Annotated in this window: 24 protein-coding genes; 12 read left to right on the forward strand and 12 right to left on the reverse strand. The window is 60.8% G+C overall.

Annotated elements, in window-relative coordinates; genetic code table 11:
• Positions 1 to 2: 2 nt before the first annotated feature.
• From rsmB to def, 3 genes are read right to left on the reverse strand one after another with little or no spacing between them, the layout of a single operon-like run.
• Entirely contained in the window at positions 3 to 1,313 is a 1,311-nt protein-coding gene (gene rsmB / locus HKK55_RS25590; protein ID WP_169357163.1) for a 16S rRNA (cytosine(967)-C(5))-methyltransferase RsmB, read from the reverse strand.
• Complete coding sequence (gene fmt, locus HKK55_RS25595; protein ID WP_169357164.1) at positions 1,310 to 2,269, reverse strand: methionyl-tRNA formyltransferase; 960 nt, start codon at positions 2,267 to 2,269, stop codon at positions 1,310 to 1,312. Before fmt ends, rsmB begins: the two co-directional genes overlap by 4 nt.
• 57 nt (positions 2,270 to 2,326) lie before the next feature.
• Entirely contained in the window at positions 2,327 to 2,833 is a 507-nt protein-coding gene (gene def / locus HKK55_RS25600; RefSeq protein ID WP_155582304.1) for a peptide deformylase, read from the reverse strand.
• Positions 2,834 to 2,971: 138 nt separating this feature from the next.
• Between def and HKK55_RS25605 the strand changes: the two genes are divergently transcribed.
• From HKK55_RS25605 to HKK55_RS25615, 3 genes are all read left to right on the forward strand, one after another.
• Positions 2,972 to 3,772, forward strand: a complete 801-nt coding sequence (locus HKK55_RS25605; RefSeq protein WP_169357165.1) for a peptidoglycan-binding protein — start codon at positions 2,972 to 2,974, stop codon at positions 3,770 to 3,772.
• A 63-nt stretch (positions 3,773 to 3,835) separates the two neighbouring features.
• Positions 3,836 to 4,930: a DNA-processing protein DprA gene (gene dprA, locus HKK55_RS25610; RefSeq protein ID WP_169357166.1), complete on the forward strand. Its 1,095-nt coding sequence runs from the start codon at positions 3,836 to 3,838 to the stop codon at positions 4,928 to 4,930.
• Positions 4,931 to 4,984: 54 nt separating this feature from the next.
• Positions 4,985 to 5,542, forward strand: a complete 558-nt coding sequence (locus HKK55_RS25615) for an L-threonylcarbamoyladenylate synthase (RefSeq protein ID WP_169357167.1) — start codon at positions 4,985 to 4,987, stop codon at positions 5,540 to 5,542.
• A 113-nt stretch (positions 5,543 to 5,655) separates the two neighbouring features.
• Here the strand turns inward: HKK55_RS25615 and HKK55_RS25620 are convergent, their stop codons facing one another.
• Positions 5,656 to 6,633 carry a quinone oxidoreductase gene (locus tag HKK55_RS25620; protein WP_169357168.1) on the reverse strand — a complete coding sequence of 326 codons (978 nt, stop codon included), beginning with the start codon at positions 6,631 to 6,633 and terminating at the stop codon, positions 5,656 to 5,658.
• A 160-nt stretch (positions 6,634 to 6,793) separates the two neighbouring features.
• Between HKK55_RS25620 and hemF the strand changes: the two genes are divergently transcribed.
• Both hemF and aroE read left to right on the forward strand, forming a co-directional pair.
• Positions 6,794 to 7,726, forward strand: a complete 933-nt coding sequence (hemF, locus tag HKK55_RS25625) for an oxygen-dependent coproporphyrinogen oxidase (RefSeq protein WP_169357169.1) — start codon at positions 6,794 to 6,796, stop codon at positions 7,724 to 7,726.
• Entirely contained in the window at positions 7,726 to 8,544 is an 819-nt protein-coding gene (aroE, locus tag HKK55_RS25630) for a shikimate dehydrogenase (protein ID WP_169357170.1), read from the forward strand. The genes hemF and aroE overlap by 1 nt, the downstream gene beginning before the upstream one ends.
• A 17-nt stretch (positions 8,545 to 8,561) precedes the next feature.
• Here aroE and HKK55_RS25635 read toward each other — a convergent pair whose 3' ends face one another.
• From HKK55_RS25635 to betC, 3 genes are all read right to left on the reverse strand, one after another.
• Positions 8,562 to 10,130 carry a SulP family inorganic anion transporter gene (locus HKK55_RS25635; RefSeq protein ID WP_169357171.1) on the reverse strand — a complete coding sequence of 523 codons (1,569 nt, stop codon included), beginning with the start codon at positions 10,128 to 10,130 and terminating at the stop codon, positions 8,562 to 8,564.
• 147 nt (positions 10,131 to 10,277) lie between these two features.
• Positions 10,278 to 11,198, reverse strand: a complete 921-nt coding sequence (gene choX, locus HKK55_RS25640) for a choline ABC transporter substrate-binding protein (protein WP_169357172.1) — start codon at positions 11,196 to 11,198, stop codon at positions 10,278 to 10,280.
• Positions 11,199 to 11,214: 16 nt separating this feature from the next.
• Positions 11,215 to 12,729 carry a choline-sulfatase gene (gene betC, locus HKK55_RS25645; protein WP_169357173.1) on the reverse strand — a complete coding sequence of 505 codons (1,515 nt, stop codon included), beginning with the start codon at positions 12,727 to 12,729 and terminating at the stop codon, positions 11,215 to 11,217.
• A 103-nt stretch (positions 12,730 to 12,832) separates the two neighbouring features.
• Here betC and HKK55_RS25650 point away from each other — a divergent pair, with 103 nt between their 5' ends.
• The 6 genes from HKK55_RS25650 (at position 12,833) to HKK55_RS25675 (ending at position 18,489) form a co-directional block, all read left to right on the forward strand.
• Complete coding sequence (locus HKK55_RS25650) at positions 12,833 to 13,783, forward strand: LysR family transcriptional regulator (protein WP_169357174.1); 951 nt, start codon at positions 12,833 to 12,835, stop codon at positions 13,781 to 13,783.
• Positions 13,784 to 13,814: 31 nt separating this feature from the next.
• The gene (locus HKK55_RS25655) at positions 13,815 to 14,141 is read left to right on the forward strand and encodes a DOPA 4,5-dioxygenase family protein (protein WP_169357175.1); all 327 of its coding nucleotides are present in this window, start codon (positions 13,815 to 13,817) and stop codon (positions 14,139 to 14,141) included.
• A gap of 103 nt (positions 14,142 to 14,244) precedes the next feature.
• On the forward strand, positions 14,245 to 15,216 hold the full coding sequence (locus HKK55_RS25660; RefSeq protein ID WP_169357176.1) for a 2-dehydro-3-deoxygalactonokinase: 972 nt from the start codon (positions 14,245 to 14,247) through the stop codon (positions 15,214 to 15,216).
• A gap of 9 nt (positions 15,217 to 15,225) precedes the next feature.
• A complete protein-coding gene (locus HKK55_RS25665) occupies positions 15,226 to 15,846 on the forward strand; it encodes a 2-dehydro-3-deoxy-6-phosphogalactonate aldolase (protein ID WP_169357177.1) in 621 nt (206 codons plus the stop codon).
• Between the two features lie 33 nt (positions 15,847 to 15,879).
• Positions 15,880 to 17,028 (forward strand): galactonate dehydratase, encoded by a 1,149-nt coding sequence (gene dgoD / locus HKK55_RS25670; RefSeq protein WP_149412796.1) that lies wholly within the window; start codon positions 15,880 to 15,882, stop codon positions 17,026 to 17,028.
• 132 nt (positions 17,029 to 17,160) lie between these two features.
• Positions 17,161 to 18,489 (forward strand): MFS transporter, encoded by a 1,329-nt coding sequence (locus HKK55_RS25675; protein WP_169357178.1) that lies wholly within the window; start codon positions 17,161 to 17,163, stop codon positions 18,487 to 18,489.
• Between the two features lie 20 nt (positions 18,490 to 18,509).
• On the opposite strand, the gene HKK55_RS25680 is transcribed toward HKK55_RS25675, so the two are convergent.
• From HKK55_RS25680 to trpB, 4 genes are all read right to left on the reverse strand, one after another.
• Positions 18,510 to 20,177, reverse strand: coding sequence for a BBE domain-containing protein (locus tag HKK55_RS25680; protein WP_169357179.1), 1,668 nt, complete (start codon positions 20,175 to 20,177; stop codon positions 18,510 to 18,512).
• A gap of 221 nt (positions 20,178 to 20,398) precedes the next feature.
• The gene (locus HKK55_RS25685; RefSeq protein ID WP_169357180.1) at positions 20,399 to 20,839 is read right to left on the reverse strand and encodes an RcnB family protein; all 441 of its coding nucleotides are present in this window, start codon (positions 20,837 to 20,839) and stop codon (positions 20,399 to 20,401) included.
• 140 nt (positions 20,840 to 20,979) lie between these two features.
• Positions 20,980 to 21,789 carry a tryptophan synthase subunit alpha gene (gene trpA / locus HKK55_RS25690; RefSeq protein WP_169357181.1) on the reverse strand — a complete coding sequence of 270 codons (810 nt, stop codon included), beginning with the start codon at positions 21,787 to 21,789 and terminating at the stop codon, positions 20,980 to 20,982.
• Positions 21,789 to 23,015: a tryptophan synthase subunit beta gene (trpB, locus tag HKK55_RS25695; RefSeq protein ID WP_169357182.1), complete on the reverse strand. Its 1,227-nt coding sequence runs from the start codon at positions 23,013 to 23,015 to the stop codon at positions 21,789 to 21,791. The genes trpA and trpB overlap by 1 nt, the downstream gene beginning before the upstream one ends.
• A 120-nt stretch (positions 23,016 to 23,135) precedes the next feature.
• On the opposite strand from trpB, the gene HKK55_RS25700 reads away from it, so the two are divergent.
• The gene (locus tag HKK55_RS25700) at positions 23,136 to 24,032 is read left to right on the forward strand and encodes a LysR family transcriptional regulator (protein ID WP_169357183.1); all 897 of its coding nucleotides are present in this window, start codon (positions 23,136 to 23,138) and stop codon (positions 24,030 to 24,032) included.
• On the opposite strand, the gene HKK55_RS25705 is transcribed toward HKK55_RS25700, so the two are convergent.
• Positions 24,029 to 24,355 (reverse strand): YqjD family protein, encoded by a 327-nt coding sequence (locus tag HKK55_RS25705; protein ID WP_155582285.1) that lies wholly within the window; start codon positions 24,353 to 24,355, stop codon positions 24,029 to 24,031. The two genes, HKK55_RS25700 and HKK55_RS25705, sit on opposite strands and share 4 nt — an antisense overlap.
• Positions 24,356 to 24,420 lie beyond the last annotated feature (65 nt).

The raw sequence follows: 24,420 nt of genomic DNA on the forward strand, positions 1-24,420 counted from the left end.
ATTCAGCCGCGTGCGGCGGCAATCTTGATCAGCTTGGCGTAATAGAATCCGTCGTGGCCGCCTTCCTGGGCCAGCAACTGCCGTCCATGAGGCTGCTTGATCCCGGCCTGGATGTCGAGGTCCAGTTCCCGCGCGCCGCTGGTGCGGGTGAGGAACGCTTCGATCACTTCGGTGTTCTCGGTGGGCAGCGTCGAGCAGGTGGCGTAAAGCAGCACGCCGCCGACTTCCAGGGTAGGCCACAACGCGTCCAGCAGCTCACCTTGCAACACGGCCAAGGCGGCGATGTCGTCGGGTTGGCGGGTCAGCTTGATGTCCGGGTGGCGACGAATCACCCCGGTGGCGGAACACGGTGCGTCCAGCAGGATGCGTTGGAACGGCTTGCCGTCCCACCAGGCGGCGGTGTCGCGGCCGTCGGCGGCGATCAGCTCGGCGCTCAGGCCCAGGCGTGCGAGGTTTTCACGCACGCGCACCAGGCGCTTGGCTTCCAGATCCACAGCCACCACGCCGGCGAGGCCAGGCTCTACTTCCATGATGTGGCAAGTCTTGCCGCCCGGTGCACAGCAGGCGTCCAGCACCCGTTGGCCGGGCGCCAGGTCCAGCAGGTCGGCGGCCAGTTGGGCGGCCTCGTCCTGCACGCTGATCCAGCCTTCGGCAAAACCAGGCAGGCTACGAACGTCGCCAGGCTCTGTCAGAACGATACCGTCCTGGCTGTAGACACAGGCACTGGCTGCTACACCGGCTTCGCTCAGCAATGTGAGATAGGCATCGCGTGTCTTGTGACGGCGATTGACCCGCAAGATCATCGGCGGATGCGCATTGTTGGCGGCGCAGATGGCTTCCCATTGCTCAGGCCAGAACGCCTTCAGGGATTTTTGCAGCCAGCGCGGGTGAGCGGTGCGCACCACCGGGTCATGTTCCAGCTCGGCCAGCAGGGCTTCGCTCTCGCGCTGGGCGCGGCGCAGCACCGCGTTGAGCAACGCCTTGGCCCAGGGCTTTTTCAGCTTGTCGGCGCAACCCACGGTTTCGCCGATAGCGGCATGGGCCGGAACGCGGGTGTAGAGCAATTGGTAGAGGCCCACCAGCAGCAGTGCTTCGACATCGGCATCAGCAGCCTTGAACGGCTTTTGCAGCAGCTTGGCCGCGAGCGCCGACAAACGCGGCTGCCAGCGGGCGGTGCCAAACGCCAGGTCCTGGGTGAAGCCGCGGTCACGGTCTTCGACTTTATCCAGTTGGGTCGGCAACGAACTGTTGAGGGAAGCCTTGCCGTTGAGAACGGCGGCCAAGGCCTTGGCGGCGGCCAGACGTGGGTTCATTGGGCTTCCACCGCTTGGCCCAGGATGATCCCGACGGCAAATTTCTCACGGCGGCTGTTGAACAAATCGCTGAAGTTCAGCGCCTTGCCGCCGGGTAATTGCAGACGGGTCAGACACAATGCTTGCTCACCGCAGGCGACCAACAGGCCGTCCTTGCTGGCGCCGATGATCTCGCCTGGTGCGCCTTTGCCTTCGGCCAAGCTGGCCGCCAGTACTTTCAGGGCTTCGCCATTGAGGGTGCTGTGGCAGACCGGCCATGGGTTGAAGGCGCGTACCAAGCGCTCCAGTTCTACGGCCGGGCGGCTCCAGTCGATGCGCGCTTCGTCTTTGTTCAACTTGTGGGCGTAGGTGGCGAGGCTATCGTCCTGGATTTCGCCTTCCAGAGTACCTGCCGCCAGACCGGTGATGGCCTGGACGACAGCGGGCGGGCCCATTTCGGCCAGGCGATCGTGCAGGCTGCCGCCAGTGTCCTCAGCACTGATCGGTGTGGTGACTTTCAGCAGCATCGGGCCGGTGTCCAGGCCTGCTTCCATGCGCATCACGGTTACACCGCTCATCGCGTCACCGGCTTCGACGGCGCGCTGGATCGGCGCGGCGCCGCGCCAGCGTGGCAGCAGTGAGGCATGGCTGTTGATGCAACCCAGGCGGGGGATATCCAGCACCGCCTGGGGCAGGATCAAACCGTAGGCCACCACCACCAGCAAGTCGGGTTTCAGCGCGGCGAGCTCGGCTTGAGCATCGACGTTACGCAGGGTCGGCGGTTGCAGCACGACGATGTTGTGCTCCAAGGCCAACTGCTTGACCGGGCTGGGCATCAGTTTTTGCCCACGACCGGCCGGACGGTCCGGCTGGGTATAGACCGCCACGATCTCGTAGGGACTATCGAGCAGAGCCTTGAGGTGTTCGGCGGCAAACTCTGGGGTACCGGCAAAAACGATGCGCAGTGGCTCGGTCATGGGAAACGTCTCACAAAAGAAAAAGGCTTGCCGGAGCAAGCCTTTGAAAGAAAGGAATCAAGCTTGCTGGCGATGTTTCTTTTCCAGCTTCTTCTTGATCCGGTCGCGTTTAAGCGTGGACAGGTAATCGACGAACAACTTGCCGTTGAGGTGATCGCATTCATGCTGGATGCACACCGCCAACAGGCCTTCGGCAATCAGCTCGAACGGCTTGCCGTCACGGTCCAGGGCCTTGATCTTGACCTGCTGCGGACGGTCGACGTTCTCGTAGAAGTCCGGCACCGACAGGCAGCCTTCCTGGTACTGGCCCATCTCGTCGGTCAGGGTCTCGAACTCAGGATTGATAAACACCAGAGGCTCGCTGCGATCTTCGGACAGGTCCATGACCACGACGCGCTGATGCACGTCGACCTGGGTCGCGGCGAGGCCGATACCCGGGGCTTCATACATTGTTTCAAACATGTCATCGACCAACTGACGAACCTTGGCGTCCACTACGGCCACTGGCTTGGCAATAGTGCGCAGGCGTGAGTCCGGAAATTCGAGGATGTTCAAAATAGCCATAAGCGTAATTGCTGCACATGTGAGGTAAAGGCAAGTCGGCATCGGGGATGGACCCCGGGAGTGCCGGTGGAAAACGTCCGAAAGCCGCTAAGGCCAAGGCGTTTCACGCGAACGTACATAATAAAGGAGATTCACCCCGTGAGGAAATCGCTACTCGTCTTGCTGTTGTGGGCCATGACTGCCGAGGCCCATGTACCGGCGCTGTCCAGCGACACTTATCCACAGCTCCCGCAGGCCCTGGACAGCCAGACCCGAAAGGCTATCCAGCGCTTTTTACTGCACAACCGAATACTTGATACCCCACACATTCTGGACACCGCGCCTTACATTATTGCCGCCGAGGCTGGGCGGGTACTGGGTGCCAATGGTGAGCGAGTCCACGCGCGGGGCGTTCTGGACCCTGCGCAACCTACCTATGGAATTTTCCGCCGGGGCAAGGTTTACACCGACCCTGACAGCCAGGAGTTCTTGGGCGTCAACGCCGACGATATCGGCACCGCCCGCTTTGTGATGGCAGGTGATGTGACGACCTTGGCCGTGCAACGCGTGACCCAGGAGGTGCGACCGGGGGATCGTTTGCTCGCCGCGCAGCCCTCAGCCTCTCTGTCGGACTTACTGGCTCAAGTGCCTGCGCAGCGCATTGCAGGGCGAATCATCGACGTGCCTCGTGGCGTGACGCAGATTGGTGTGCTCGACGCAGTCACCCTGAACAAGGGACGCCGCGACGGCTTGGTGGAAGGCCATTTGCTTACGGTGACAAAAACCGGGGAAACCGTGCGCGACCGGATCACGGGCGCTGCGGTGAAGATTCCAGATGAACGTGTCGGCACCCTTTTGGTGTTTCGCACCTATGAAAAACTCAGTTACGGACTGGTCCTTAGCGCTTCACGCTCGCTAGCGGTGATGGACCGTTTCGAGAGTCCTGAACAAACACAATAATTAGCCAGCTAAATAAGTTACCAACAGAGTTATCCACAGCTTGTTCCGATCAAGGATGATCACATGTCATCGACCGATATCCGCACCTTTTCCCCGGCAGAACTGGAAGCACGCTTGCGTTTGCACCGGCTACCGGAGCTTGGGCCCAAGCGTTTCAAAAAATTGATCGAGGCCTTTGGCTCAGCCTCGAAAGCCATTAGTGCACCAGCCAGCGCCTGGCGCTCCCTGGGTTTGCCACTGGTTTGCAGCGAGGCCCGGCGCAGCCAGGAAGTTCGCGACGGCGCCAGTGCCGCATTGGCCTGGCTTGAGCGCCCGGCCCAGCATTTGCTGATGTGGGACCAGCCGGACTACCCCGCGCTACTGGCAGAAATTGCAGATGCACCGCCGCTGTTATTTGTCGCCGGCGACCCCACCATCCTGGAAAAGCCGCAACTGGCCATGGTGGGCAGCCGTCGCGCATCCAGGCCTGGCATGGACACTGCTGCGGCGTTTTCCCGCAGCCTGGCAAGTGCCGGTTTTGTCATCACCAGCGGCTTGGCGCTTGGAATAGACGGTGCGGCGCATCAGGCAGCATTAGATGTCGGTGGACAGACAATCGGCGTGTTGGGCACCGGCCTGGAAAATTTTTATCCACAGCGCCACCGGCGTCTGGCGGCAGCGATGATTGCCCAGGGCAGCGCGGTGGTTTCCGAGTTCCCCTTGGATGCGGCTCCTCAGGCAGGCAACTTCCCACGGCGCAATCGCATCATCAGTGGTTTGTCCCTGGGGGTGTTGGTGGTGGAGGCCAGCGTCGCCAGTGGTTCGCTGATCACCGCTCGGCTGGCGGCGGAGCAGGGGCGCGAGGTGTATGCGATCCCCGGTTCCATCCACCATCCGGGCGCCAAGGGTTGCCATCAGTTGATACGCGATGGCGCAATGCTGGTGGAGACCATCGAACACATTCTTGAGGGCCTGCGGGGCTGGCAGGCGTTGTCCCGCCCAGCGCCGATCGCGGTGACTCATCCATTGGTGGCGCTGCTGCATGCCGCTCCCCACACCAGCGAAGCCTTGGCGGTTGCCAGCGGCCAAGCGCTGTCCCACGTGCTGGCAACGCTCACGGAATTGGAACTGGAGGGCCGGGTTATCTGTGAAAGCGGTCGTTGGCTTGCGCGCAGCTAGGTTTTGTAACGAAGATCGGTAAACTGCGCAGAGCTTTAGTCCGGAGAGTGAGTAATGGTCAACAGGTGGCGTGTGCGGGAAGCCGCGCGAGAAATTCGCGCAGGCGCGGTGATTGCCTATCCAACCGAGGCGGTCTGGGGCCTGGGCTGCGACCCTTGGAACGAGGAAGCGGTGGATCGTTTGCTGGCGATCAAGGGCCGTTCAGTGGATAAGGGGCTGATCCTGATTGCCGATAACATCCGCCAGTTCGATTTTCTCTTCGAAGACTTCCCTGATCTGTGGATAGATCGCATGGCCAGCACCTGGCCGGGGCCTAACACTTGGCTGGTGCCTCATCAGGACTTGCTGCCCGAATGGATCACTGGGGTGCATGACACGGTGGCGTTGCGGGTCAGTGATCATCCACTGGTGCGGGATTTGTGCTCGCTGGTGGGGCCGCTGATCTCCACCTCGGCCAACCCTCAGGGCCGCCCGGCGGCGCGCACGCGGATTCGCGTGGAGCAGTATTTCCGTGGACAGGTGGATCTGGTGCTGGGTGGGAATCTGGGTGGGCGCAAGAACCCGAGCCTGATTCGGGATCTGGCGAGTGGTGAGATTGTGCGGCCGTCTTGAGACCGAGTTGAGGTCATCGCGAGCAAGCCCGGCTCCCACATATGACCGTATTTCAATGTGGGAGCCGGGCTTGCCCGCGATGAGGACCGTCCAGGCCCCAGAGATCTAAAGCCTCAAGGCAAGAGAATGGTCGACCCCGTTGTCCGTCGCGCCGACAGCTCCGTCTGCGCCTTCGCCGCCTCCGCCAGCGAATACCGCTGATTGATATCAATGCGCACCTTGCCGCTCTTGATCATCGAAAACAGATCATCCGCCATCGCCTGCAGGTTTTTCGGGTTGTTGGCATAGGTCGCCAGCGTCGGTCGGGTCACATACAGCGAGCCCTTGGCCGCCAGAATCCCCAGGTTGACCCCATCCACGGCGCCCGACGCATTACCAAAACTCACCACCAGGCCGCGCGGTGCCACGCTGTCCAGCGACGTCAGCCAGGTGTCCTTGCCCACGCCGTCGTACACCACCGGGCATTTCTTGCCGTCGGTCAGTTCCAGTACGCGTTGTGCGACGTTTTCCTTGCTGTAGTCGATGGTTTCCCAGGCGCCGAGGGATTTGGCCAATGCGGCTTTTTCCGGCGAGCTGACGGTACCGATCAGCTTCACGCCCAAGGCCTTGGCCCACTGGCAGGCCAGAGAGCCGACGCCACCGGCAGCGGCGTGGAACAAGATGGTTTCGCCACCTTTCAACTCATAGGTCTGGCGCAGCAGGTATTGCACGGTTAGGCCCTTGAGCATGGCGCCTGCGGCCTGTTCGAAACTGATGTCGTCCGGCAGGTGCACCAGGTTGGCAGCCGGTAACACATGCAGCTCGCTGTAGGCGCCCAACGGGCCGCTGCCATAGGCCACGCGGTCGCCGACCTTGAATTGAGTCACTTCACTGCCCACCGCCTCCACCACCCCGGCGCCTTCCGCGCCCAGGCCTGATGGCAACGCCGGTGGCGCGTACAGACCACTGCGAAAATAAGTGTCGATGAAGTTCAGGCCAATGGCCTTGTTGCTCACGCGAACCTGCAGCGGGCCCGGTTCTGCCGGCGTGTAGTCGACATACTCAAGCACTTCGGGGCCGCCATGGGCACGGAACTGGATACGTTTGGCCATCTGCACTCTCCTCAAGTCAATGTCGCGAAGGGCTCCTATCGGACTCCTAAGCTTGATCTTCGTCAACTGCGGCGCAACCCGGTGCGGTGGTATCCTGTGCGCCCATTTGCCGCCGACGCCCAATGGCCTCGCGTAGCTTTGCCCGATTCAAGGTGATGCCATGACTACCCGCACCGAGGCTGTTAAAGCCTACCTGCTCGACCTGCAAGACCGCATTTGCAGCGCCCTGGAAACCTTCGAGACGGACACTCGCTTTATCGAAGACGCCTGGACCCGGCCTGCCGGCGGTGGCGGTCGTACCCGTGTGATCGAAAACGGTTCGGTGATCGAAAAAGGCGGCGTCAACTTTTCCCACGTCTTCGGCAGCGGCTTGCCGCCGTCCGCCAGCGCCCATCGTCCGGAACTCGCCGGTCGTGGTTTTGAGGCCCTCGGCGTGTCGTTAGTGATTCACCCCCATAACCCTCACGTGCCGACGTCCCACGCCAACGTGCGCTTTTTCATTGCTGAAAAAGAAGGCGAAGAGTCGGTGTGGTGGTTCGGTGGCGGCTTTGACCTGACGCCCTACTATGGCAACGAAGAAGACTGCATCCACTGGCACCGCGTGGCCGAGCAGGCCTGTGCACCCTTCGGCCCGGACGTCTATTCGCGCTACAAGGCCTGGTGCGACAGCTACTTCCACATCAAGCACCGCAACGAACCCCGGGGTATCGGCGGCCTGTTCTTCGATGATTTGAACGAGTGGGACTTCGACACCTGCTTCGCCTTCATACGCGCCATTGGCGATGCCTACATCGACGCTTACCTGCCGATCGTCCAGCGCCGCCAAGCCACGGCCTATACCGAGCAGCAGCGCGAATTTCAGGAATTCCGCCGTGGCCGCTACGTCGAATTCAACCTGGTCTATGACCGTGGCACCCTGTTTGGCCTGCAATCGGGTGGCCGCACCGAGTCGATCCTGATGTCCCTGCCGCCGCAAGTGCGCTGGAGCTATGACTGGAAAGCAGAGGCCGGCAGCGAAGAAGCACGCCTGACCGACTACTTCCTGCAAGACCGCGACTGGCTGGGTGTTGTTGCACCCAAGGCAGCGGTTTGATGGATCGTTATGTCGTTTTTGGTAACCCTATTGGCCACAGCAAGTCGCCACTGATTCATCGCTTGTTCGCTGAGCAGACCGGCGAACAGCTGGACTACAGCACCTTGCTGGCTCCGCTGGAGGATTTCACTGGCTGCGCCCGTGAGTTTTTCCTACAAGGCCGTGGCGCCAACGTGACTGTGCCGTTCAAGGAACAAGCCTATCGTCTGGCCAACACCCTGACTGAACGTGCCCTGCGCGCTGGTGCGGTAAACACCCTGAGTAAACTTGCAGATGGCAGCCTGCTAGGCGACAACACCGACGGTGCCGGCCTGGTGCGGGATTTGACTATCAACGCTGGCTTGAGCCTGCAAGGCAAACGCATCTTGCTGCTGGGCGCGGGCGGCGCGGTGCGTGGTGCTCTGGAGCCGTTGCTGGCTGAGCTGCCGGCCTCGTTGATCATTGCCAACCGCACCGTCGAAAAGGCCGAATTGCTGACCGCGTTGTTTGATGATCTTGGTCCCGTATCCGCCAGCGGTTTTGACTGGTTGCGCGAGCCAGTGGACGTGATCATCAACGCCACCTCTGCCAGCCTGTCGGGTGATGTTCCGCCGATTGCCAGCAGCCTGATCGAGCCGGGAAAGACTTTTTGCTACGACATGATGTACGCCAAGGAGCCTACGGCGTTCTGCCGCTGGGCCAGCGAACAGGGCGCAGCGCAGGCAATGGATGGCTTGGGAATGCTGGTGGAACAGGCGGCGGAAGCGTTCTTCCTGTGGCGCGGCGTACGACCGGAGTCGGCGCCGGTGCTGGCTGAGTTAAGGCGGCAGTTGGCCTGACACAAATCTAAATGTGTTCAGTCTTCAAAATGGAGGGGGCATTTATCGGCCCCTTCCAGCTTCTTCAACTCTTCCACCACCTGCGGCCTGGCCCGGCGCAACGTCAGGCTGCGTCCCAACCCCTTCAATCGCCGCGCTTCCTGGTGCAGCATTTCCACCCCGGAATAGTCGATAAAGTTGATCTGCTGCGCCTCGATCACCACCCGCTGGCCCTGCAAGCTTTGCAGGCGCACTTGCAGGTAATGGCTGGCGCCAAAAAAGATCGATCCGCCCACCCGCAACACATCTTCCTCGCCGTCACGCCATTGCTGGACCCGTGGCTGCGAGGTGCGCTTGAGGTAGAAAAACAACGACGCTAATACGCCAGCGTAGATCGCCGTCTGCAACTCCAGCAGCAGCGTGGCGGCGCAGGTCAGGCTCATCACCACGAACTCGGCGTGGCTGACCCGGAACAATGCGCGAATGCCCCGATGGTCCACCAGCCCCCAACAAATCAGCAGAATGCTGGCGGCCATGCTTGGGATTGGGATATGGGCGATCAACGCGGCGCCGAACAGCGCAAACACTGCGACCCACAGCGCAGAAAATACGCCGGCCAAGGGTGAGCAGGCGCCCGCCTCGTAGCTCAGGCCCGAACGGGTGAAGGAACCGGCCGATAGATACCCGGAGAAAAATCCGCCCACGATGTTCGACAGTCCCTGGGCGCGGACTTCCTGGTTGGCGTCGAGCAATTGTTGGGAGCGTGCCGACAACGAGCGAGCAATCGACAGGCTGGTCACCAACCCCAGCATGCCCACCGCCACAGCGCTGGGCAGAAGGCGCAGGACCATGTCCAGATCCATCGGCAGCGGGCTGAACGGTGGCAGTTTGCCGACGAAGGCGCTGACCAGCGCGACGTGCCCGAACATCGCCGGCCACAGCCAGGCCACCAGGCTGCCCAGGGTCAGGGCAATCAACAAGGTCGGCCAGCGTGGCACCACTAACTTGAGCAATACACCCACGGCCAAGGTGCCCAACCCGAGCACGAGCGAAGGATGATCCCACTCCCCCGCGTGGTTGATCAGCGCCAGCAGGCTGTTGATCGCCGTGGCCTCGCTCGGCAGGTCCAGCCCCAGCAGATTGGGTAACTGCCCCAAGGCAATCACCACCGCCGCACCGAGGGTGAAACCGAGCACCACGGAGTGCGAGACGAAATTCACCAAGGCGCCGAAGCGCAGCATGCCCAGTAACCACTGAAACACTCCGGCGAGGAGGGTCAGCAGCAGGATCAAGGTGATGTAGTCCTGGGATCCGGGCACTGCCAGCGGGCTGATGCTGGCATAGAGCACGATGGAGATCGCCGCCGTCGGGCCGCAGATCAAATGCCAGGATGAGCCCCAGAGGCAGGCGATCAATACCGGGATAATCGCGGCGTAGAGGCCATATTCTGGTGGGAGACCGGCGATCAATGCGTAGGCAATGGATTGCGGTAGCGCCAGGACTGCGCCACTGAGCCCGACGATGGCGTCCCGCCCGACGCTGGCGCGGGTTTGGCGCGGCAGCCAGCTCAGGAAGGGGAAAAGGGTATGGCGGTTGGGCCGGGGCATTGGGCGCTCGGTTGAAAAGGTTTGAATCAGGGTATCACCCGACTGTGGGAGCCGGGCTTGCCCGCGATGCAGGCGCCTTGGGTTACCTGTTAAAACGCGTGATGCTATCGCAGGCAAGCCAGCTCCCACAGGGATAGGTGTCGGGCGTCAGAGTTTGGCTTTTACCGCCGCCAATGCATCCTGCCCATCCACGGTTTTAACCCCGTCCAACCACTTATCCAGCACCGCCGGATTCGCCTTGATCCACGCCTTCGCCGCCTCAGCATTGCTGACTTTCTTGTTCACCGCCTCAGCCATGATGCTGTTCTCCATCTCCTGGGTAAAACTCAGGTTGGTCAGCAGTTTCCCCACGTTGGGGCAAGACTGCGCATAGCCCTTGCGCGTCAACGTGTACACGCTGCCTGTGTCGCCAAAGTACTTCTCCCCACCCTTGAGGTAATGCATCTTCAACTGCACGTTCATCGGGTGCGGGGTCCAGCCGAGGAAGGTCACGAAGCGCTGTTTTTTCACCGCCCGGGACACTTCGGCGAGCATCGCCTGTTCGCTGGATTCGATCAGCTTCCACTGGCCCAGGTCGAAGTCGTTCTTCTTGATGATCTCTTGCAGCGAGATATTCGCCGGTGCACCCGAACCGATGCCGTAGATCTTCTTGTCGAACTTGTCGGCAAATTTGTTGAGGTCGGCAAAGTCATGCACACCGGCGTCCCACACATAGTCCGGCACGGCGAGGGTGAACTCGGTGCCGTCGAGGTTCTTCGCCAGTTGCACCACATCGCCATTGGCCACGAACTTGTCATAGAAGCCTTGCTGCGCGGGCATCCAGTTACCCATGAACACATCCACCTGGCCGTCCTTGAGCCCACCAAACGTGATGGGTACCGCGAGGGTATCGACCTTGGCTTTGTAGCCCATGCCGGTCAGTAAAAAACCGGTAATGGCGTTGGTCGCGGCGATATCACTCCAGCCTGGATCGGCCATTTTCACCGTCTCGCAACTCGAGTCCGCGTAAGCGTTGGCGCTGCTTAATGCCAGCAGACCGACGCCCAGTGCTGTGGATAACTTCATCATGGCCTTCCCCTTGGTTTTATTGGTTTTGGCAGGGTTGTGGGTAACGTGCTTTACGCTCCAGATCGTCAAGGTCGATATGGTTGCGCATGTATTGCTGACTGGCGTCCACCAGTGGCTGGTGGTCCCAGCTCTTCAGCTTGCCCTGGGTCAGCGCCTGGCTGACCAGGCGACGACGACGTTGGCTGGCGAGCACCTGCTGGTGGATCGCCGGAATGTCCCATTTGGCCCGCGCTTCATTAAGGAATGCATCGAACCGCGACCGGTGTTCCGGTGACTGGCTGAGCTCTTTCTGCTCGTGCGGGTCGTTGTGTACATCGAACAATAGACACGGATCGTCTTCGCTGTAGATGAACTTGTAGGCGCCCCGGCGGATCATCATCAGCGGCCCGATGGTGCCTTCGGCCATGTATTCGCCGAACACTTCGTCATGCCCGCCCTGCCCTTGCAAGTGCGGGACCAGCGAGCGGCCATCCAGTGGCAAGTTAGCTTCAAGCTCTCCGCCAGCCAGTTGCACCAGGGTCGGCAGCAGGTCGGCGGTGGAGACCGCCGCCGTCACGCGGCCTGCCTTGAATTGCCCCGGCGCACTGATCAGCAGCGGCACCCGGGCGGCCATTTCAAACCAGTGCATTTTGTACCAGAGCCCACGCTCGCCGAGCATGTCGCCGTGGTCGCCGGAGAAGATGATGATGGTGTCGTCTGCCAGGCCGGTGTCTTCCAGGGTTTGCAGCAGCTTGCCGACGTTGCTGTCGATGTAGCTGCAGGCGCCGAAGTACGCGCGGCGGGCATCGCGGATCTTGTCCACAGGCAGCGGCTCGTCCCACAGGTCGTAGACCTTGAGCAGGCGTTGGGAATGTGGGTCTAGATCAGCCTGTGGCGGGGTTGCAGGCAGCGGGATGTCGTTGTCGTCGTACAGGTCCCAGAACGGCTTGGGAATGGTGTACGGGTCGTGTGGATGGGTCATCGACACGGTGAGGCAAAACGGCTGGTCACCGTCCTCGCGGATATGGTCGAACAGGTACTGCTGGGCCTTGAACACCACCTCTTCGTCGAAATCCAACTGGTTGGTGCGCACGCACGGCCCGGCTTGCAGCACCGACGACATGTTGTGATACCAGGTTGGGCGCACGTCCGGTTCATCCCAGTTCACCGCCCAGCCATAGTCGGCCGGGTAGATGTCGCTGGTCAGGCGTTCTTCATAGCCGTGGAGTTGATCCGGGCCGCAGAAATGCATCTTGCCCGAGAGCGCGGTGCGGTAGCCGAGGCGGCGCAGGTAGTGGGCATAAGTCGGTACGTCGGCAGGGAAATCCGCCGCGTTGTCGTAGGCGCCGATCTTGCTCGGCAGTTGCCCGCTCACCAGGGTAAAGCGCGAGGGTGCGCACAGCGGACTGTTGCAATAAGCGGCGTCGAACACCACGCCTTCGGCGGCCAGGCGGCTCAGGTTCGGCAGTTTGATAGGCGAAGGACCGTAGAACGGAAGCATCGGCGCGGCCATTTGATCGGCCATGATGAAAAGAATGTTCTTGCGCTTCATGGTTTCGCGGCATTCCATAGTCGATATTTATGCGATTGAGCATGCAGGCCATGGAAAACGTGGTAAAGCCCATGAAAAGCAATGTCTAGGATAAGCACAGCTTATGTATGAATCCCTCGGCGACCTGTCACTGGATCTGCTGCGCGCCTTTGAAGCGGCAGCGCGGCAACGCAGTTTTACCGCGGCGGCAATGGAACTGGGCACTACCCAGCCCGCCATCAGCCAGCAGATCAAGCGCCTGGAAGAACAACTGGCGGTGCGCCTGTTTGACCGCATCTACCGTGGCATTGAACTGACCGATGCCGGCGCGCTGCTGTTCGAGCACGTACAGGCCGGCTTGCAGAACATCAACCAGGGCTTGAGCACCATCACCCAACAGGATCAGCACGAAGTGCTGCAAGTGGCGACCGATTTTGCCTTCGCCGCCTATTGGCTGATGCCGCGTCTGCATCGCTTCCATGAAGCCAACCCGCAGGTGGATGTGAGCCTGGTCACCAGCGAGCGCAATCACGCCACGTTGCGCAGCGATATCGATGTGGCCGTGTTGTTTGGCGACGGACGCTTCAAGCAGGGCGAGAGCCTGTGGTTGTTCAACGAAGAGGTGTTTCCGGTGTGCAGCCCGCAGTTGCTCAAGGACCGCACGACCCCGTTGTCGATACAGAGCCTGCAGGAGTACCCGTTGCTGCACCTGCGCCAGGAAAACAACAGCCAGTGGTTCGACTGGAGCGGCGTATTCCGCGAACTGGGTATCACCGCCGCGCCCACGCCTGGCCAACTGCGCTTCGATAACTACACGCTGTTGATCCAGGCGGCGATTGCCGGGCAAGGCGTGGCCATCGGTTGGCGACACCTGGTGGATAACTTGCTGGAACAAAAGTGGCTGTGCCGGCCGATTGGCGACACCGTGATCTCGCGTTTTGGTTATTACGTGGTGCTGCCCCAACGCAAACGTCGGGGGCAGTTGATCGAACGCTTTGTCGACTGGCTGGTGGCGGAGCAGGCCCGCAGCGCGCAATCCCTGACTGGCCTGGCCCTGCCGTCCATTGCGGTCTAGGATTTGCCGATCATTGAGTCCGGAGCCTGTCATGCAACGTATCAAGGGCTACCACGCCCATATCTATTTCGACGCCAGCACGATCGATCAGGCGCGCAAGCTCTGCGAAGAGGCCGCGCAATTGTTCCCGCTGCGCATGGGCCGAGTACATGAGCGCCCGGTGGGGCCGCACCCGGATTGGAGTTGTCAGTTGGCGTTTGAGCCGGAATACATCGGCGTGGTCTTGCCGTGGCTGGCGCTCAATCGCAACGGTCTGGTGGTGTTTCTGCATCCCGATACCGGTGATGACTTGAAAGACCATACCGAGCATGCGATCTGGATGGGGGCGATGCGGACATTGGACTTGTCGATATTTTAGATGTTTTTGTTCCCTATATATGGGACTGATATTTATATATTGAGACTTTAAGGCTCTTGGGTTTATATTCGCCTCATCCGCTCAGAAGACTTCAGGTGAAGCGATGCAGGCGCAATTGATCGCGCTCGATTGGGGAACCAGTTCCCTTCGTGCTTATAAGCTCGGCCCCGCAGGCGTCGTCCTCGAACGACGCGCATTGGCGTCGGGGATCATGCACCTGCCCACCGAGCCTCGGGAGATCGCCGGGGTTTTGTGCAGCAATGGTTTCGAATTGGCGTTTGACGCTGCCTGTAGCGATTGGCTGGATGAGCAGCCCACGCTCCCTGTCATCGCTTGCGGCATGGTGGGCAGTGCGCAGGGTTGGAGTGAAGCGGCTTATCGCGACACGCCGGCCGATGTCGCGACCCTCGGCCAGGCATTGCACGTTGTGCGCAGCCTGCGGGGCGTCGATGTGCATATCGTGCCTGGTGTGATCCAGCGCGGCGGCTTGCCTAACGTAATGCGCGGCGAAGAAACCCAGGTGTTGGGGGTGCTGCAAAGCTTGCCGCTCGATGTGGCCAACCGACGGTTGATCGGCCTGCCGGGCAGCCATTCAAAATGGGTCGAGGTGGTGGAAGGCTGTATCACTCATTTCGACACCTTCATGACCGGCGAGCTGTTCGCCGTGCTCAGCCAGCACAGCATCCTGGGACGTACCCAACAACCGTCCGCGCAGTTTCAGGCCGAGGCTTTTGACCGGGGCGTGCGGGTAGCGTTGTCGGCGGACGGCCAACGCGGGCCGCTGTCGACCTTGTTCAGCGCTCGCACGCTGGGGCTGACCGGTGAGCTGGCGGGCCATGAGCAAGCGGACTATCTGTCCGGGCTGCTGATCGGTCATGAATTGCTGGCACTCAATAGCAACCCGCAGCCCGACATCGTTCTAGTGGGCAACACTCAACTGTGCACCCGCTACCAACGTGCGCTGGCACTCTGCGGCTTTTCCCACGTGACCCTCGCACAAGAGGCCACCGAGCGCGGTTTGTGGCAGCTCGCAGTCGCCGCCGGGCTGGTTGCCGCATCCGTTCAACCTGACTAGAGGCCCGACATGCTCAAGCAAGCACTGACACACAACGGTTTGATCGCGATCCTGCGCGGCGTGCGTCCTGAAGAGGCCGCGGGCATCGGCCAGGTGCTGTACCAGGCCGGCTTTCGGGTGATCGAAGTGCCGCTCAACTCACCGGATCCGTACACCAGTATCCGCACCCTGCGCGATACCTTGCCGGCTGATTGCCTGATCGGTGCCGGCACCGTATTGACCCCCGAACAGGTGACGCAGGTGAAAGCCGCCGGCGGCCAAGTGATCGTCATGCCCCACAGCGATGCCAAGGTGTTGCGGGCGGCCAAAGCGGCGGGTTTGTATCTGTCGCCCGGGGTCGCCACGCCCACCGAAGCCTTCGCCGCGCTGGCCGAAGGCGCCGATGTGTTGAAGCTGTTCCCCGCCGAGCAAATGGGCCCGGCGGTGGTCAAGGCCTGGCTCGCGGTATTGCCGGCGGGCACGGTGTTGCTGCCGGTGGGCGGGATTACGCCAGAGAACATGCAGGTGTTTTTCGACGCGGGCGTCAAAGGTTTCGGCCTGGGCTCCGGGTTATTCAAGCCGGGCATGACTGCAGATCAAGTGGCGAGCCGCGCCCAAGCCTACGTCGCGGCCTGGAACGCCTTGGGCTGATTACCTTTCTCCATCTACAAGAGCGATAAGAAGATGAAAATCACCAAACTGACGACCTTCATCGTCCCGCCGCGCTGGTGCTTCCTCAAGGTAGAAACCGACCAGGGCGTGACCGGCTGGGGCGAGCCCGTAGTCGAGGGCCGCGCCCATACCGTGGCCGCCGCAGTGGAAGAGCTTTCCGACTACTTGATCGGCAAAGACCCACGCAACATCGAAGACATCTGGACCGTGCTCTATCGCGGCGGCTTCTACCGTGGCGGCGCGATTCACATGAGCGCGTTGGCTGGTATCGACCAGGCGCTGTGGGACATCAAGGGCAAGGCCCTCGGTGTGTCGGTCAGCGACCTGCTGGGTGGTCAGGTGCGGGACAAGATCCGCGTCTATTCGTGGATCGGCGGTGACCGTCCGGCAGACACCGCTCGTGCAGCTAAAGAAGCCGTTGCCCGCGGCTTTACCGCTGTGAAAATGAACGGCACCGAAGAGCTGCAATTTCTCGACAGTTTTGAAAAAGTCGACCTGGCCCTGGCCAACGTGGCTGCCGTACGTGATGCGGTGGGCCCGAACGTCGGCATCGGCGTGGACTTCCATGGCCGGGTGCACAAGCCCATGGCCAAGGTGCTGATGAAGGAGCTGGACCCTTACAAATTGATGTTTATCGAAGAGCCGGTGCTCAGCGAAAACTACGAAGCCCTGAAAGAATTGGCGCCCTTGACCAGCACCCCGATAGCCCTTGGCGAACGGCTGTTCTCCCGCTGGGATTTCAAACGCGTGCTCAGTGAGGGTTACGTCGACATCATCCAGCCCGACGCGTCCCACGCCGGCGGCATCACCGAAACCCGCAAGATCGCCAACATGGCCGAAGCCTACGACGTGGCCCTGGCGCTGCACTGCCCGCTGGGCCCGATTGCCCTGGCGGCGTGCCTGCAACTGGACGCGGTCTGCTACAACGCGTTCATCCAGGAACAGAGCCTGGGCATCCACTACAACGAGAGCAACGATCTGCTGGACTACGTCCGCGATCCGGGGGTTTTCGACTACGACCAGGGCTTCGTGAAAATCCCTAACGGGCCGGGGCTGGGCATTGAGATCAACGAGGAGTATGTGATCGAGCGTGCTGCCATCGGGCACCGCTGGCGCAACCCGATCTGGCGCCATGCCGATGGGAGTTTTGCGGAGTGGTAAGCCCCGCGCGAATCATCTGAAGGAACGCGGTCAATGTGGGAGCGGCGGTGCGACGATTCGACTTGCTCGCTCCCACCTTTGATCCGTTTTCTCCAACAAGTCCCTCAATAAACATAAAAAGAGGCACCCCCCATGCAACCTGAATCCTTTACAGGGCAGGCGAAGCTGGTCACGCCCAGCCGAAAGCGCTATTTCATCATGGTCCTGCTGTTTATCACCGTGGTGATCAACTACCTGGACCGCAGCAACCTGTCGATTGCCGCACCCGCCCTGACCTCTGACTTGGGCATCGACCCGGTGCATGTGGGGTTGATCTTCTCCGCTTTCGGCTGGACCTACGCCGCCATGCAAATCCCTGGTGGGTGGCTGGTGGACCGGGTTCCACCACGTATTCTGTACACCGTGGCCTTGTTGCTATGGTCTATTGCCACCGTCATGCTCGGATTTGCCGCGAGCTTCATTGCACTGTTTGTTTTACGCATGGCGGTGGGTGCTCTGGAGGCCCCGGCTTATCCTATCAACAGCCGCGTGGTCACCAGCTGGTTTCCCGAGCGTGAACGCGCCACTGCCATTGGTTTCTATACCTCCGGGCAGTTTGTCGGGTTGGCGTTCCTGACGCCCGTACTGGCTTGGATGCAGCATCACTATGGCTGGCAAGTAGTGTTTTTCAGCACCGGGGCCGTGGGAATTCTCTGGGCCTTGGTCTGGTACGCGGTGTACCGTGAGCCACGGGATTTCAAGGGTGTTAACAGCGCTGAAATCGAACTGATCCGTGAGGGGGGCGGGTTGGTGGACCTGTCTTCGCAAACTGCCAAACGCAAGACTCCCTTCAGTTGGGTTGACTTGGGGATTGTGTTGAGCAAACGCAAACTCTGGGGCATTTACCTGGGGCAGTTCTGCCTGAACTCGACGCTGTGGTTTTTCCTGACGTGGTTCCCTACCTACTTGGTGAAATATCGCGGCATGGACTTCATCAAGTCTGGCCTGCTGGCGTCCCTGCCCTTCCTGGCTGCGTTTGTCGGCGTACTGTGTTCGGGGCTGTTTTCCGACTGGCTGATTCGTCGCGGTGCTTCGGTGGGCTTTGCGCGTAAGCTGCCGATCATTGGTGGGCTGCTGATTTCCACAGCGATCATCGGGGCCAACTTTGTTGACTCGACAGGCTGGGTGATTGCGTTCCTGGCGGTGGCATTCTTCGGTAATGGTCTGGCGTCGATCACCTGGTCACTGGTGTCGACCCTGGCGCCCGCACGGTTGCTGGGATTAACGGGTGGCGTGTTCAATTTCATTGGCAATCTGTCGGCTATCACCACGCCGATTGTTATAGGCTTTCTGGCCAGCGGGGATTCGTTTGCCCCGGCTATCACGTACATCTCAGTACTCGCGCTGCTGGGTGCGTTGTCCTATGTACTGCTGGTGGGCAAGGTTGAACGTATCGAATTGAAGGACGAGCGGGCGACCTGAGGTCGCCCGCTTTATCCAGGTTACGGCCCTGTCGGGACTGACATTTCGTTACGGAAGATATTGTGAGGGTCCCAGCGTTTCTTGGTGCGGCGTAGGCGGCTTTCAATGATGGTGTTCGGGAAAAATATCCGGTACCACTGGTCGTTTTTCTCGTTGGCCGGATCGCCTCCCAGGAACGTCATGTCCAAGTCTGGATAGTTGATGTAACACCCCTCGAACTGGTCATTGACGGGTACGCCCACAGTGTCGGAGAAGGCTTGGAAATAGAGTCCACGGATCCAGTCTGCGTGGGCCTGGTCCGACTCGGCAGACGCGTCACGCCAGTAACATTGTGGTTGCCACTTGAGGTAGGACGAGCGTTGGGCCGCCGAGGTCTGCGCTCGTACCGGGCCATCCATTTCATTGATGCGACCGCCAAAGGACTGGATCTGGATCAGGCTCTGGGTCAGGAAGTTCTCTGGGTCCGGTCGGGTCAGGGTCGCCCAGATCGCGGTGAGCACCTGAGGCGTAAAAATACCTTTCTGGTAGGCCGACTTGTAGCGGCCTCGTTGGTTGTCGCCGGAGCCGTTGACCGATTGGGTGAAGGCCAGCCAATCCATGCGCCTGGCCACTTGATGCGCCACCTCCAGTGAGTCGATCGTGCGTCCGGCCTGGCTGCCCCGCGGCAGGTGAACAACGTAGAACGGCGTGATGGATTCGGTCGCCCTTATCCCGGCGGCGGCGAGCAGGCGGCTGACGAAATCATCGAAGGGCGCCATGTCCTCAAGCAGTCCATTCTTGTCCACATAGTGAATGCCTAATGTCACGTTGCCAGTGTGCTGATGGCGCATCTCCAGTTTGGTCGCCAGGCCCCAGGTGTCGGGGTTTGCTTGGTTGTCGACGAACCAGGCTTGATAGGCCGCCAGCAGGCGATTGAGAACTTGGGGGGTGAGATCGGCCCAGTCCCATTCCAGCACTAGCCAACAGACTTCCTTGGGGGCCTCGGGCAGCGCCTTGAAGTAATAGCTGGTGATGATACCGAACTGCCCGCCGCCGGCACCGCAGCAGGCGGCGAACAGATCCAGCTCATCAACTGCGGTGCTTTCGCGTGAAACGTGCACCTTCAGCAAACCCGTGCCGTCCGGGTTGGGCACCAGCATGTCGACGCCGGACAACCAATCGCAGGTCAGGCCCTGCTGGCGTGAGAAAAATCCATACCCACCACCGCAGATATGTCCGCCCGCGCCGACGGAATAACACGAGCCGCCCGGTAGGGTCTTGCCTGCGGTTTTGTACAGTGCGACGGCCGTATCCCAGTTCTGGCTACCGGCGCCCAAGCGAAACTGATAGAGGTACTGCGCCTCCGGAACCAGCGTCGAGCCGATCTTCCCGTCGGCCTGGTACGCTAGGGCATTCAACCGGCCGATATCGAGAATCGACAGTTCTTCGTCGGTAGCGCCAGGCATTCGGTTCGCAACGAACCCTTCATAACAGTGCCCGCCACTGCGCACCGTGATACGCCCGCCGGGGACGGCAAGGGCCAGGGCGGCGGCCTCGATAATGTCCTCTTCGTTGTAGCAAATGTAGATATTCGTCGCGCCCTGAGGCGAGGACTCGCCTTGGACATTGTCCCGTGGCCAACGCAGATTGAAGCCCTTTTGCAAGGTAGAGTGGCGACGGTCCGAGGGGGTAATGAGATCAAATGCCATGATGTACTCCAAAGAGTCAGAATGACTTCTGATGCGACTAAACTTAACGACCGAAATGGCAAGAAATGCAGATGCGAGCTTGCAGGGAAGTTAGATAGCAATAGGCATGAAGTGCGTTACGGGCCCGGATACCTATGAAGCCCGCCCATTGAGCCTAGCGCAGAAAATGAAACGGCCGAGGGTTTAAGCAACCCCTCGGCCGTTTGCTCTCCAGATGGGTTCTAGTACAGCGCGCCGTCCAGAATCTGATAGACGATGCTGGTGCCAATCGCGATCAACACGACATCTCCACCTGAGCGCCTCCACTCGTAGCCAGGGTATTGCGGCAGGTGCGCCAGGGCGCGATTGTCCAGGCGTTCGCCGTAATAGTTACGAGGCAGTGGCTGGCCCTGGACCAGACGAATACCGCGCGGCGGCGGTGCACCACGGCGGAAATCGTTGTGGTTGTCGCGGATGGCTTGTCGCACAGGGCCGAAGTCCTGGGGCGGGCCGCCACGGTGGTTGTCCTGGGGGCCACGACGGTCATCGCCACGGTGTTCATTTTGGCCTGGTCCCCCGCGGTCAGGTCCGCCACCCTGGTCGTAGGGTGCAGCTTGCGCCAGGGCGCTGGCACCGAGCAGCAACACGCCGAGACCGGCTATCAAGCGTTTAGGCATTTTCATGGGGGTTACTTCCTCGCGGCTGCACGAACAAAAAAGGGATTTCGAACTCGGTTCGAAATCCCTTGGTCTTGCTGTTTAGGCCGTGATTTAGCGACATGATTCCTCTGTATCAGGAACTTTACCTACCGCTTACAGGCCGCTTACAGGCGAGCGTTGCGGACACCTTCCGACAGCGCGGCACACAGGCTCAAAACCCCATCGATTGCCTGCTGATCGTTACTGGCATTGGCGATGTGATCGATCAGCGCCGAACCTACCACCACACCGTCCGCCAGACGTGCGATGGCTGCGGCCTGCTCCGGGGTGCGGATACCAAAACCGATGCTGATGGGCAGGTCGGTATGGCGACGCAAACGCGTAACGGCTTCTTCAACGTGTTCCAGGGTGGCCGCGCCAGCACCGGTCACACCGGCAACCGACACGTAGTACACAAAGCCGGAGCTGCCGTTGAGCACGGTCGGGAGGCGCACATCGTCAGTGGTCGGCGTGGTCAGGCGGATAAAGTCGATACCGGCAGCTTGGGCCGGGTCGCACAGTTCGCCGTTATGCTCTGGTGGCATGTCGACCACGATCAGGCCATCAACGCCCGCTTCCTTGGCATCGCTGATGAAGCGCGGCACGCCGTACATGTGAATCGGGTTGAAGTAGCCCATCAGCACCAGCGGTGTGTCGCTGTTGCCCTTGCGGAACTCGCGGACCATTTGCAGGGTTTTCGTCAGGTTCTGCTTGGCGGTCAGCGCGCGGATGTTGGCCAGTTGAATGGCCGGGCCGTCGGCCATCGGGTCGGTGAAGGGCATGCCCAGCTCGATCACGTCGGCACCGGCCGCCGGCAGGCCCTTGAGGATCGCCAGCGAGGTGTCATAACCCGGGTCGCCAGCGGTGACGAAGGTCACCAGGGCGGCGCGGTTTTGTTCTTTCAGTTGCGCAAAACGTGTTTGCAGGCGGCTCATTAGTGTTTCTCCTGCTGAGACTGTTCCATGTGGTGCATCACGGTTTGCATGTCTTTGTCGCCACGGCCCGACAGGTTGACCACCATCAGGTGATCCTTGGGCAGGGTCGGTGCGCGCTTGAAGACTTCGGCCAGGGCGTGGGCGCTTTCCAGTGCAGGAATAATCCCTTCCAGGCGGCAGCATTTGTGAAAGGCGTCGAGGGCCTCAACGTCAGTCACTGAGGTGTACTGAACGCGGCCGATGTCATGCAACCAGGCATGTTCAGGGCCAATGCCGGGGTAATCCAGGCCTGCAGAAATCGAGTGGGCGTCGATGATCTGGCCGTCGTCGTCCTGCAGCAGGAAGGTGCGGTTGCCGTGGAGCACGCCCGGTACGCCGCCGTTTAGGCTGGCGGCGTGCTTGCCGGTTTCGATGCCATGGCCAGCCGCTTCGACGCCGATGATTTCCACGCTGGTGTCATTCAGGAATGGGTGGAACAGGCCCATGGCGTTGGAGCCGCCACCGATGCACGCCACCAGGCTGTCGGGCAGACGGCCTTCCTGGGCTTGCAACTGGTCACGGGTTTCCTTGCCGATCACCGCCTGGAAGTCGCGGACCATGGCCGGATACGGGTGTGGACCGGCCACGGTACCGATCAGGTAGAAGGTGCTGTCGACGTTGGTTACCCAGTCACGCAGGGCTTCGTTCATCGCATCTTTGAGGGTGCCGGTGCCGGCCACCACAGGGATTACTTCGGCGCCCAGCAGCTTCATGCGGAACACGTTGGCCTGTTGGCGCTCGATGTCGGTGGTGCCCATGTAGATCACGCATTGCAGGCCAAAGCGCGCGGCGACGGTGGCAGTGGCCACACCGTGCATGCCGGCGCCGGTCTCGGCAATGATGCGCTTTTTGCCCATGCGCCGCGCCAGCAGGATCTGGCCGATGCAGTTGTTGATCTTGTGGGCACCGGTGTGGTTCAGCTCTTCGCGCTTGAGGTAGATCTTGGCGCCACCGCAGAACTCGGTCAGGCGTTCGGCGAAGTACAGCGGGCTTGGACGTCCGACGTAGTCGCGTTGGAAGTAGGCCAATTCTTCGTTGAAGGCCGGATCGATCTTCGCCGCTTCGTATTCGCGGGCCAGGTCGAGGATCAACGGCATCAGGGTTTCCGCCACGTAGCGGCCGCCGAACGCGCCAAACAGGCCGTTGGCATCAGGGCCGTTGCGTAAATCGGTCTGGGTCTGAGTCATGGGACGCTCCAGGGCTGCTATTTGAAAAGAGGAATAAGAAAACAATGATGGCCACTCTACCTCTGACGCTTTGCGGTGAAAACCGATAAGATCGCCGTAACCTGTCAGGAAAACTCACAGATGAATAGAGACCTTCCGCCACTCAATGCCCTGCGTGCGTTCGAGGCCACTGCCCGGCTCAATAGCGTCAGCCAGGCTGCTGAGCAGTTGCATGTGACCCATGGTGCGGTCAGCCGACAGTTGAAAGTGTTGGAAGAACACTTAGGTGTGAGCTTGTTCATCAAGGATGGGCGCGGCCTTAAACTCACAGATGCAGGCATCAGGCTGCGGGACGCCAGTTTTGAGGCGTTTGAGCGCTTGAGGGATGTCTGCGCAGAACTCACGCAAAGCAGTGCTGATGCGCCGTTTGTGCTTGGATGTTCAGGAAGCTTGCTGGCCCGTTGGTTCATTCCCCGATTGGGGCGCTTGAACGCCGAGCTGCCGGACTTGCGCTTGCACCTGTCGGCGGGTGAAGGCGACCTCGATCCTCGGCGCCCGGGGCTGGACGCGCTGCTGGTATTTGCGGAACCGCCATGGCCCGCTGATATGCAGGTCTACGAATTGGCCAGTGAGCGTATCGGTCCGGTGATGAGCCCGCGTTTTGTTCATTATGAGCGTCTGCGCCAAGCGTCTGCCGAGGCGCTGCTGGGCGAATCCCTGCTGCACACCACTTCGCGTCCGCAAGCCTGGCCCAGTTGGGCGCAGCACCACGGGATCGAGTCCGGCGCGTTGAAGTACGGGCAGGGTTTTGAGCATTTATATTATTTGCTGGAAGCCGCCGTGGCTGGCCTGGGTGTGGCGATTGCCCCTGAGCCGTTGGTGGCGGAAGACTTGCGGGCGGGGCGCCTGGTTGCGCCGTGGGGTTTCAGTGAAACCCCGGCGCAACTGGCGTTGTGGCTACCCAAGCGCGCCGCTGACGGGCGCGCTCGGCAACTGGCGCAATGGCTCAAGGCTGAGCTGGCGCGCCAGAACGGTTAGTCGCCGCGTTTGCACAGCAGGTAAGCGGCCAGCAGGCCCAGCGCACCGATGGCGACACCCGCAGTCGTCCATGGGTGTTCCTGGGCGTAGTCTCGGGTGGCGGCACCGGTTTCACGGATTTTGACTTTGCTTTCTTCGTAGGCATCGCTGATCAGGTGACGTGAATGCTTGAGGGCATTCTCGGCGTTGCTTTTCAGGGCCTTCAAGGTTTTGCGCGACTCGTCCGACGCATCGTCCTTGAGGCTCTCGAGGGATTTGAGCAGGCTCGAAATCTCGGCTTCCATGCTTTCCAATGACGCTTTGCGTAACGAGGTGTTGGCCATGTGGGCTCTCCTGGAGTGATTGAGTGGCGTGTGTTGATTCCGACTGCGGCGGTTTCAGAAAGTGC

Origin of the sequence: Pseudomonas sp. ADAK18, from assembly GCF_012935695.1 — a bacterium.
Taxonomy (GTDB): domain Bacteria; phylum Pseudomonadota; class Gammaproteobacteria; order Pseudomonadales; family Pseudomonadaceae; genus Aquipseudomonas.

What these genes read in the sequence shown, in the direction of transcription:
- rsmB (WP_169357163.1), bottom strand. Translation starts at nt 1,313, where the DNA reads ATGAACCCACGTCTGGCCGCCGCCAAGGCCTTGGCCGCCGTTCTCAAC.
- fmt (WP_169357164.1), bottom strand. Translation starts at nt 2,269, where the DNA reads ATGACCGAGCCACTGCGCATCGTTTTTGCCGGTACCCCAGAGTTTGCC.
- def (WP_155582304.1), bottom strand. Translation starts at nt 2,833, where the DNA reads ATGGCTATTTTGAACATCCTCGAATTTCCGGACTCACGCCTGCGCACT.
- dprA (WP_169357166.1), top strand. Translation starts at nt 3,836, where the DNA reads ATGTCATCGACCGATATCCGCACCTTTTCCCCGGCAGAACTGGAAGCA.
- HKK55_RS25615 (WP_169357167.1), top strand. Translation starts at nt 4,985, where the DNA reads ATGGTCAACAGGTGGCGTGTGCGGGAAGCCGCGCGAGAAATTCGCGCA.
- HKK55_RS25620 (WP_169357168.1), bottom strand. Translation starts at nt 6,633, where the DNA reads ATGGCCAAACGTATCCAGTTCCGTGCCCATGGCGGCCCCGAAGTGCTT.
- hemF (WP_169357169.1), top strand. Translation starts at nt 6,794, where the DNA reads ATGACTACCCGCACCGAGGCTGTTAAAGCCTACCTGCTCGACCTGCAA.
- aroE (WP_169357170.1), top strand. Translation starts at nt 7,726, where the DNA reads ATGGATCGTTATGTCGTTTTTGGTAACCCTATTGGCCACAGCAAGTCG.
- HKK55_RS25635 (WP_169357171.1), bottom strand. Translation starts at nt 10,130, where the DNA reads ATGCCCCGGCCCAACCGCCATACCCTTTTCCCCTTCCTGAGCTGGCTG.
- choX (WP_169357172.1), bottom strand. Translation starts at nt 11,198, where the DNA reads ATGATGAAGTTATCCACAGCACTGGGCGTCGGTCTGCTGGCATTAAGC.
- betC (WP_169357173.1), bottom strand. Translation starts at nt 12,729, where the DNA reads ATGAAGCGCAAGAACATTCTTTTCATCATGGCCGATCAAATGGCCGCG.
- HKK55_RS25650 (WP_169357174.1), top strand. Translation starts at nt 12,833, where the DNA reads ATGTATGAATCCCTCGGCGACCTGTCACTGGATCTGCTGCGCGCCTTT.
- HKK55_RS25655 (WP_169357175.1), top strand. Translation starts at nt 13,815, where the DNA reads ATGCAACGTATCAAGGGCTACCACGCCCATATCTATTTCGACGCCAGC.
- HKK55_RS25660 (WP_169357176.1), top strand. Translation starts at nt 14,245, where the DNA reads ATGCAGGCGCAATTGATCGCGCTCGATTGGGGAACCAGTTCCCTTCGT.
- HKK55_RS25665 (WP_169357177.1), top strand. Translation starts at nt 15,226, where the DNA reads ATGCTCAAGCAAGCACTGACACACAACGGTTTGATCGCGATCCTGCGC.
- dgoD (WP_149412796.1), top strand. Translation starts at nt 15,880, where the DNA reads ATGAAAATCACCAAACTGACGACCTTCATCGTCCCGCCGCGCTGGTGC.
- HKK55_RS25675 (WP_169357178.1), top strand. Translation starts at nt 17,161, where the DNA reads ATGCAACCTGAATCCTTTACAGGGCAGGCGAAGCTGGTCACGCCCAGC.
- HKK55_RS25680 (WP_169357179.1), bottom strand. Translation starts at nt 20,177, where the DNA reads ATGGCATTTGATCTCATTACCCCCTCGGACCGTCGCCACTCTACCTTG.
- HKK55_RS25685 (WP_169357180.1), bottom strand. Translation starts at nt 20,839, where the DNA reads ATGAAAATGCCTAAACGCTTGATAGCCGGTCTCGGCGTGTTGCTGCTC.
- trpA (WP_169357181.1), bottom strand. Translation starts at nt 21,789, where the DNA reads ATGAGCCGCCTGCAAACACGTTTTGCGCAACTGAAAGAACAAAACCGC.
- trpB (WP_169357182.1), bottom strand. Translation starts at nt 23,015, where the DNA reads ATGACTCAGACCCAGACCGATTTACGCAACGGCCCTGATGCCAACGGC.
- HKK55_RS25700 (WP_169357183.1), top strand. Translation starts at nt 23,136, where the DNA reads ATGAATAGAGACCTTCCGCCACTCAATGCCCTGCGTGCGTTCGAGGCC.
- HKK55_RS25705 (WP_155582285.1), bottom strand. Translation starts at nt 24,355, where the DNA reads ATGGCCAACACCTCGTTACGCAAAGCGTCATTGGAAAGCATGGAAGCC.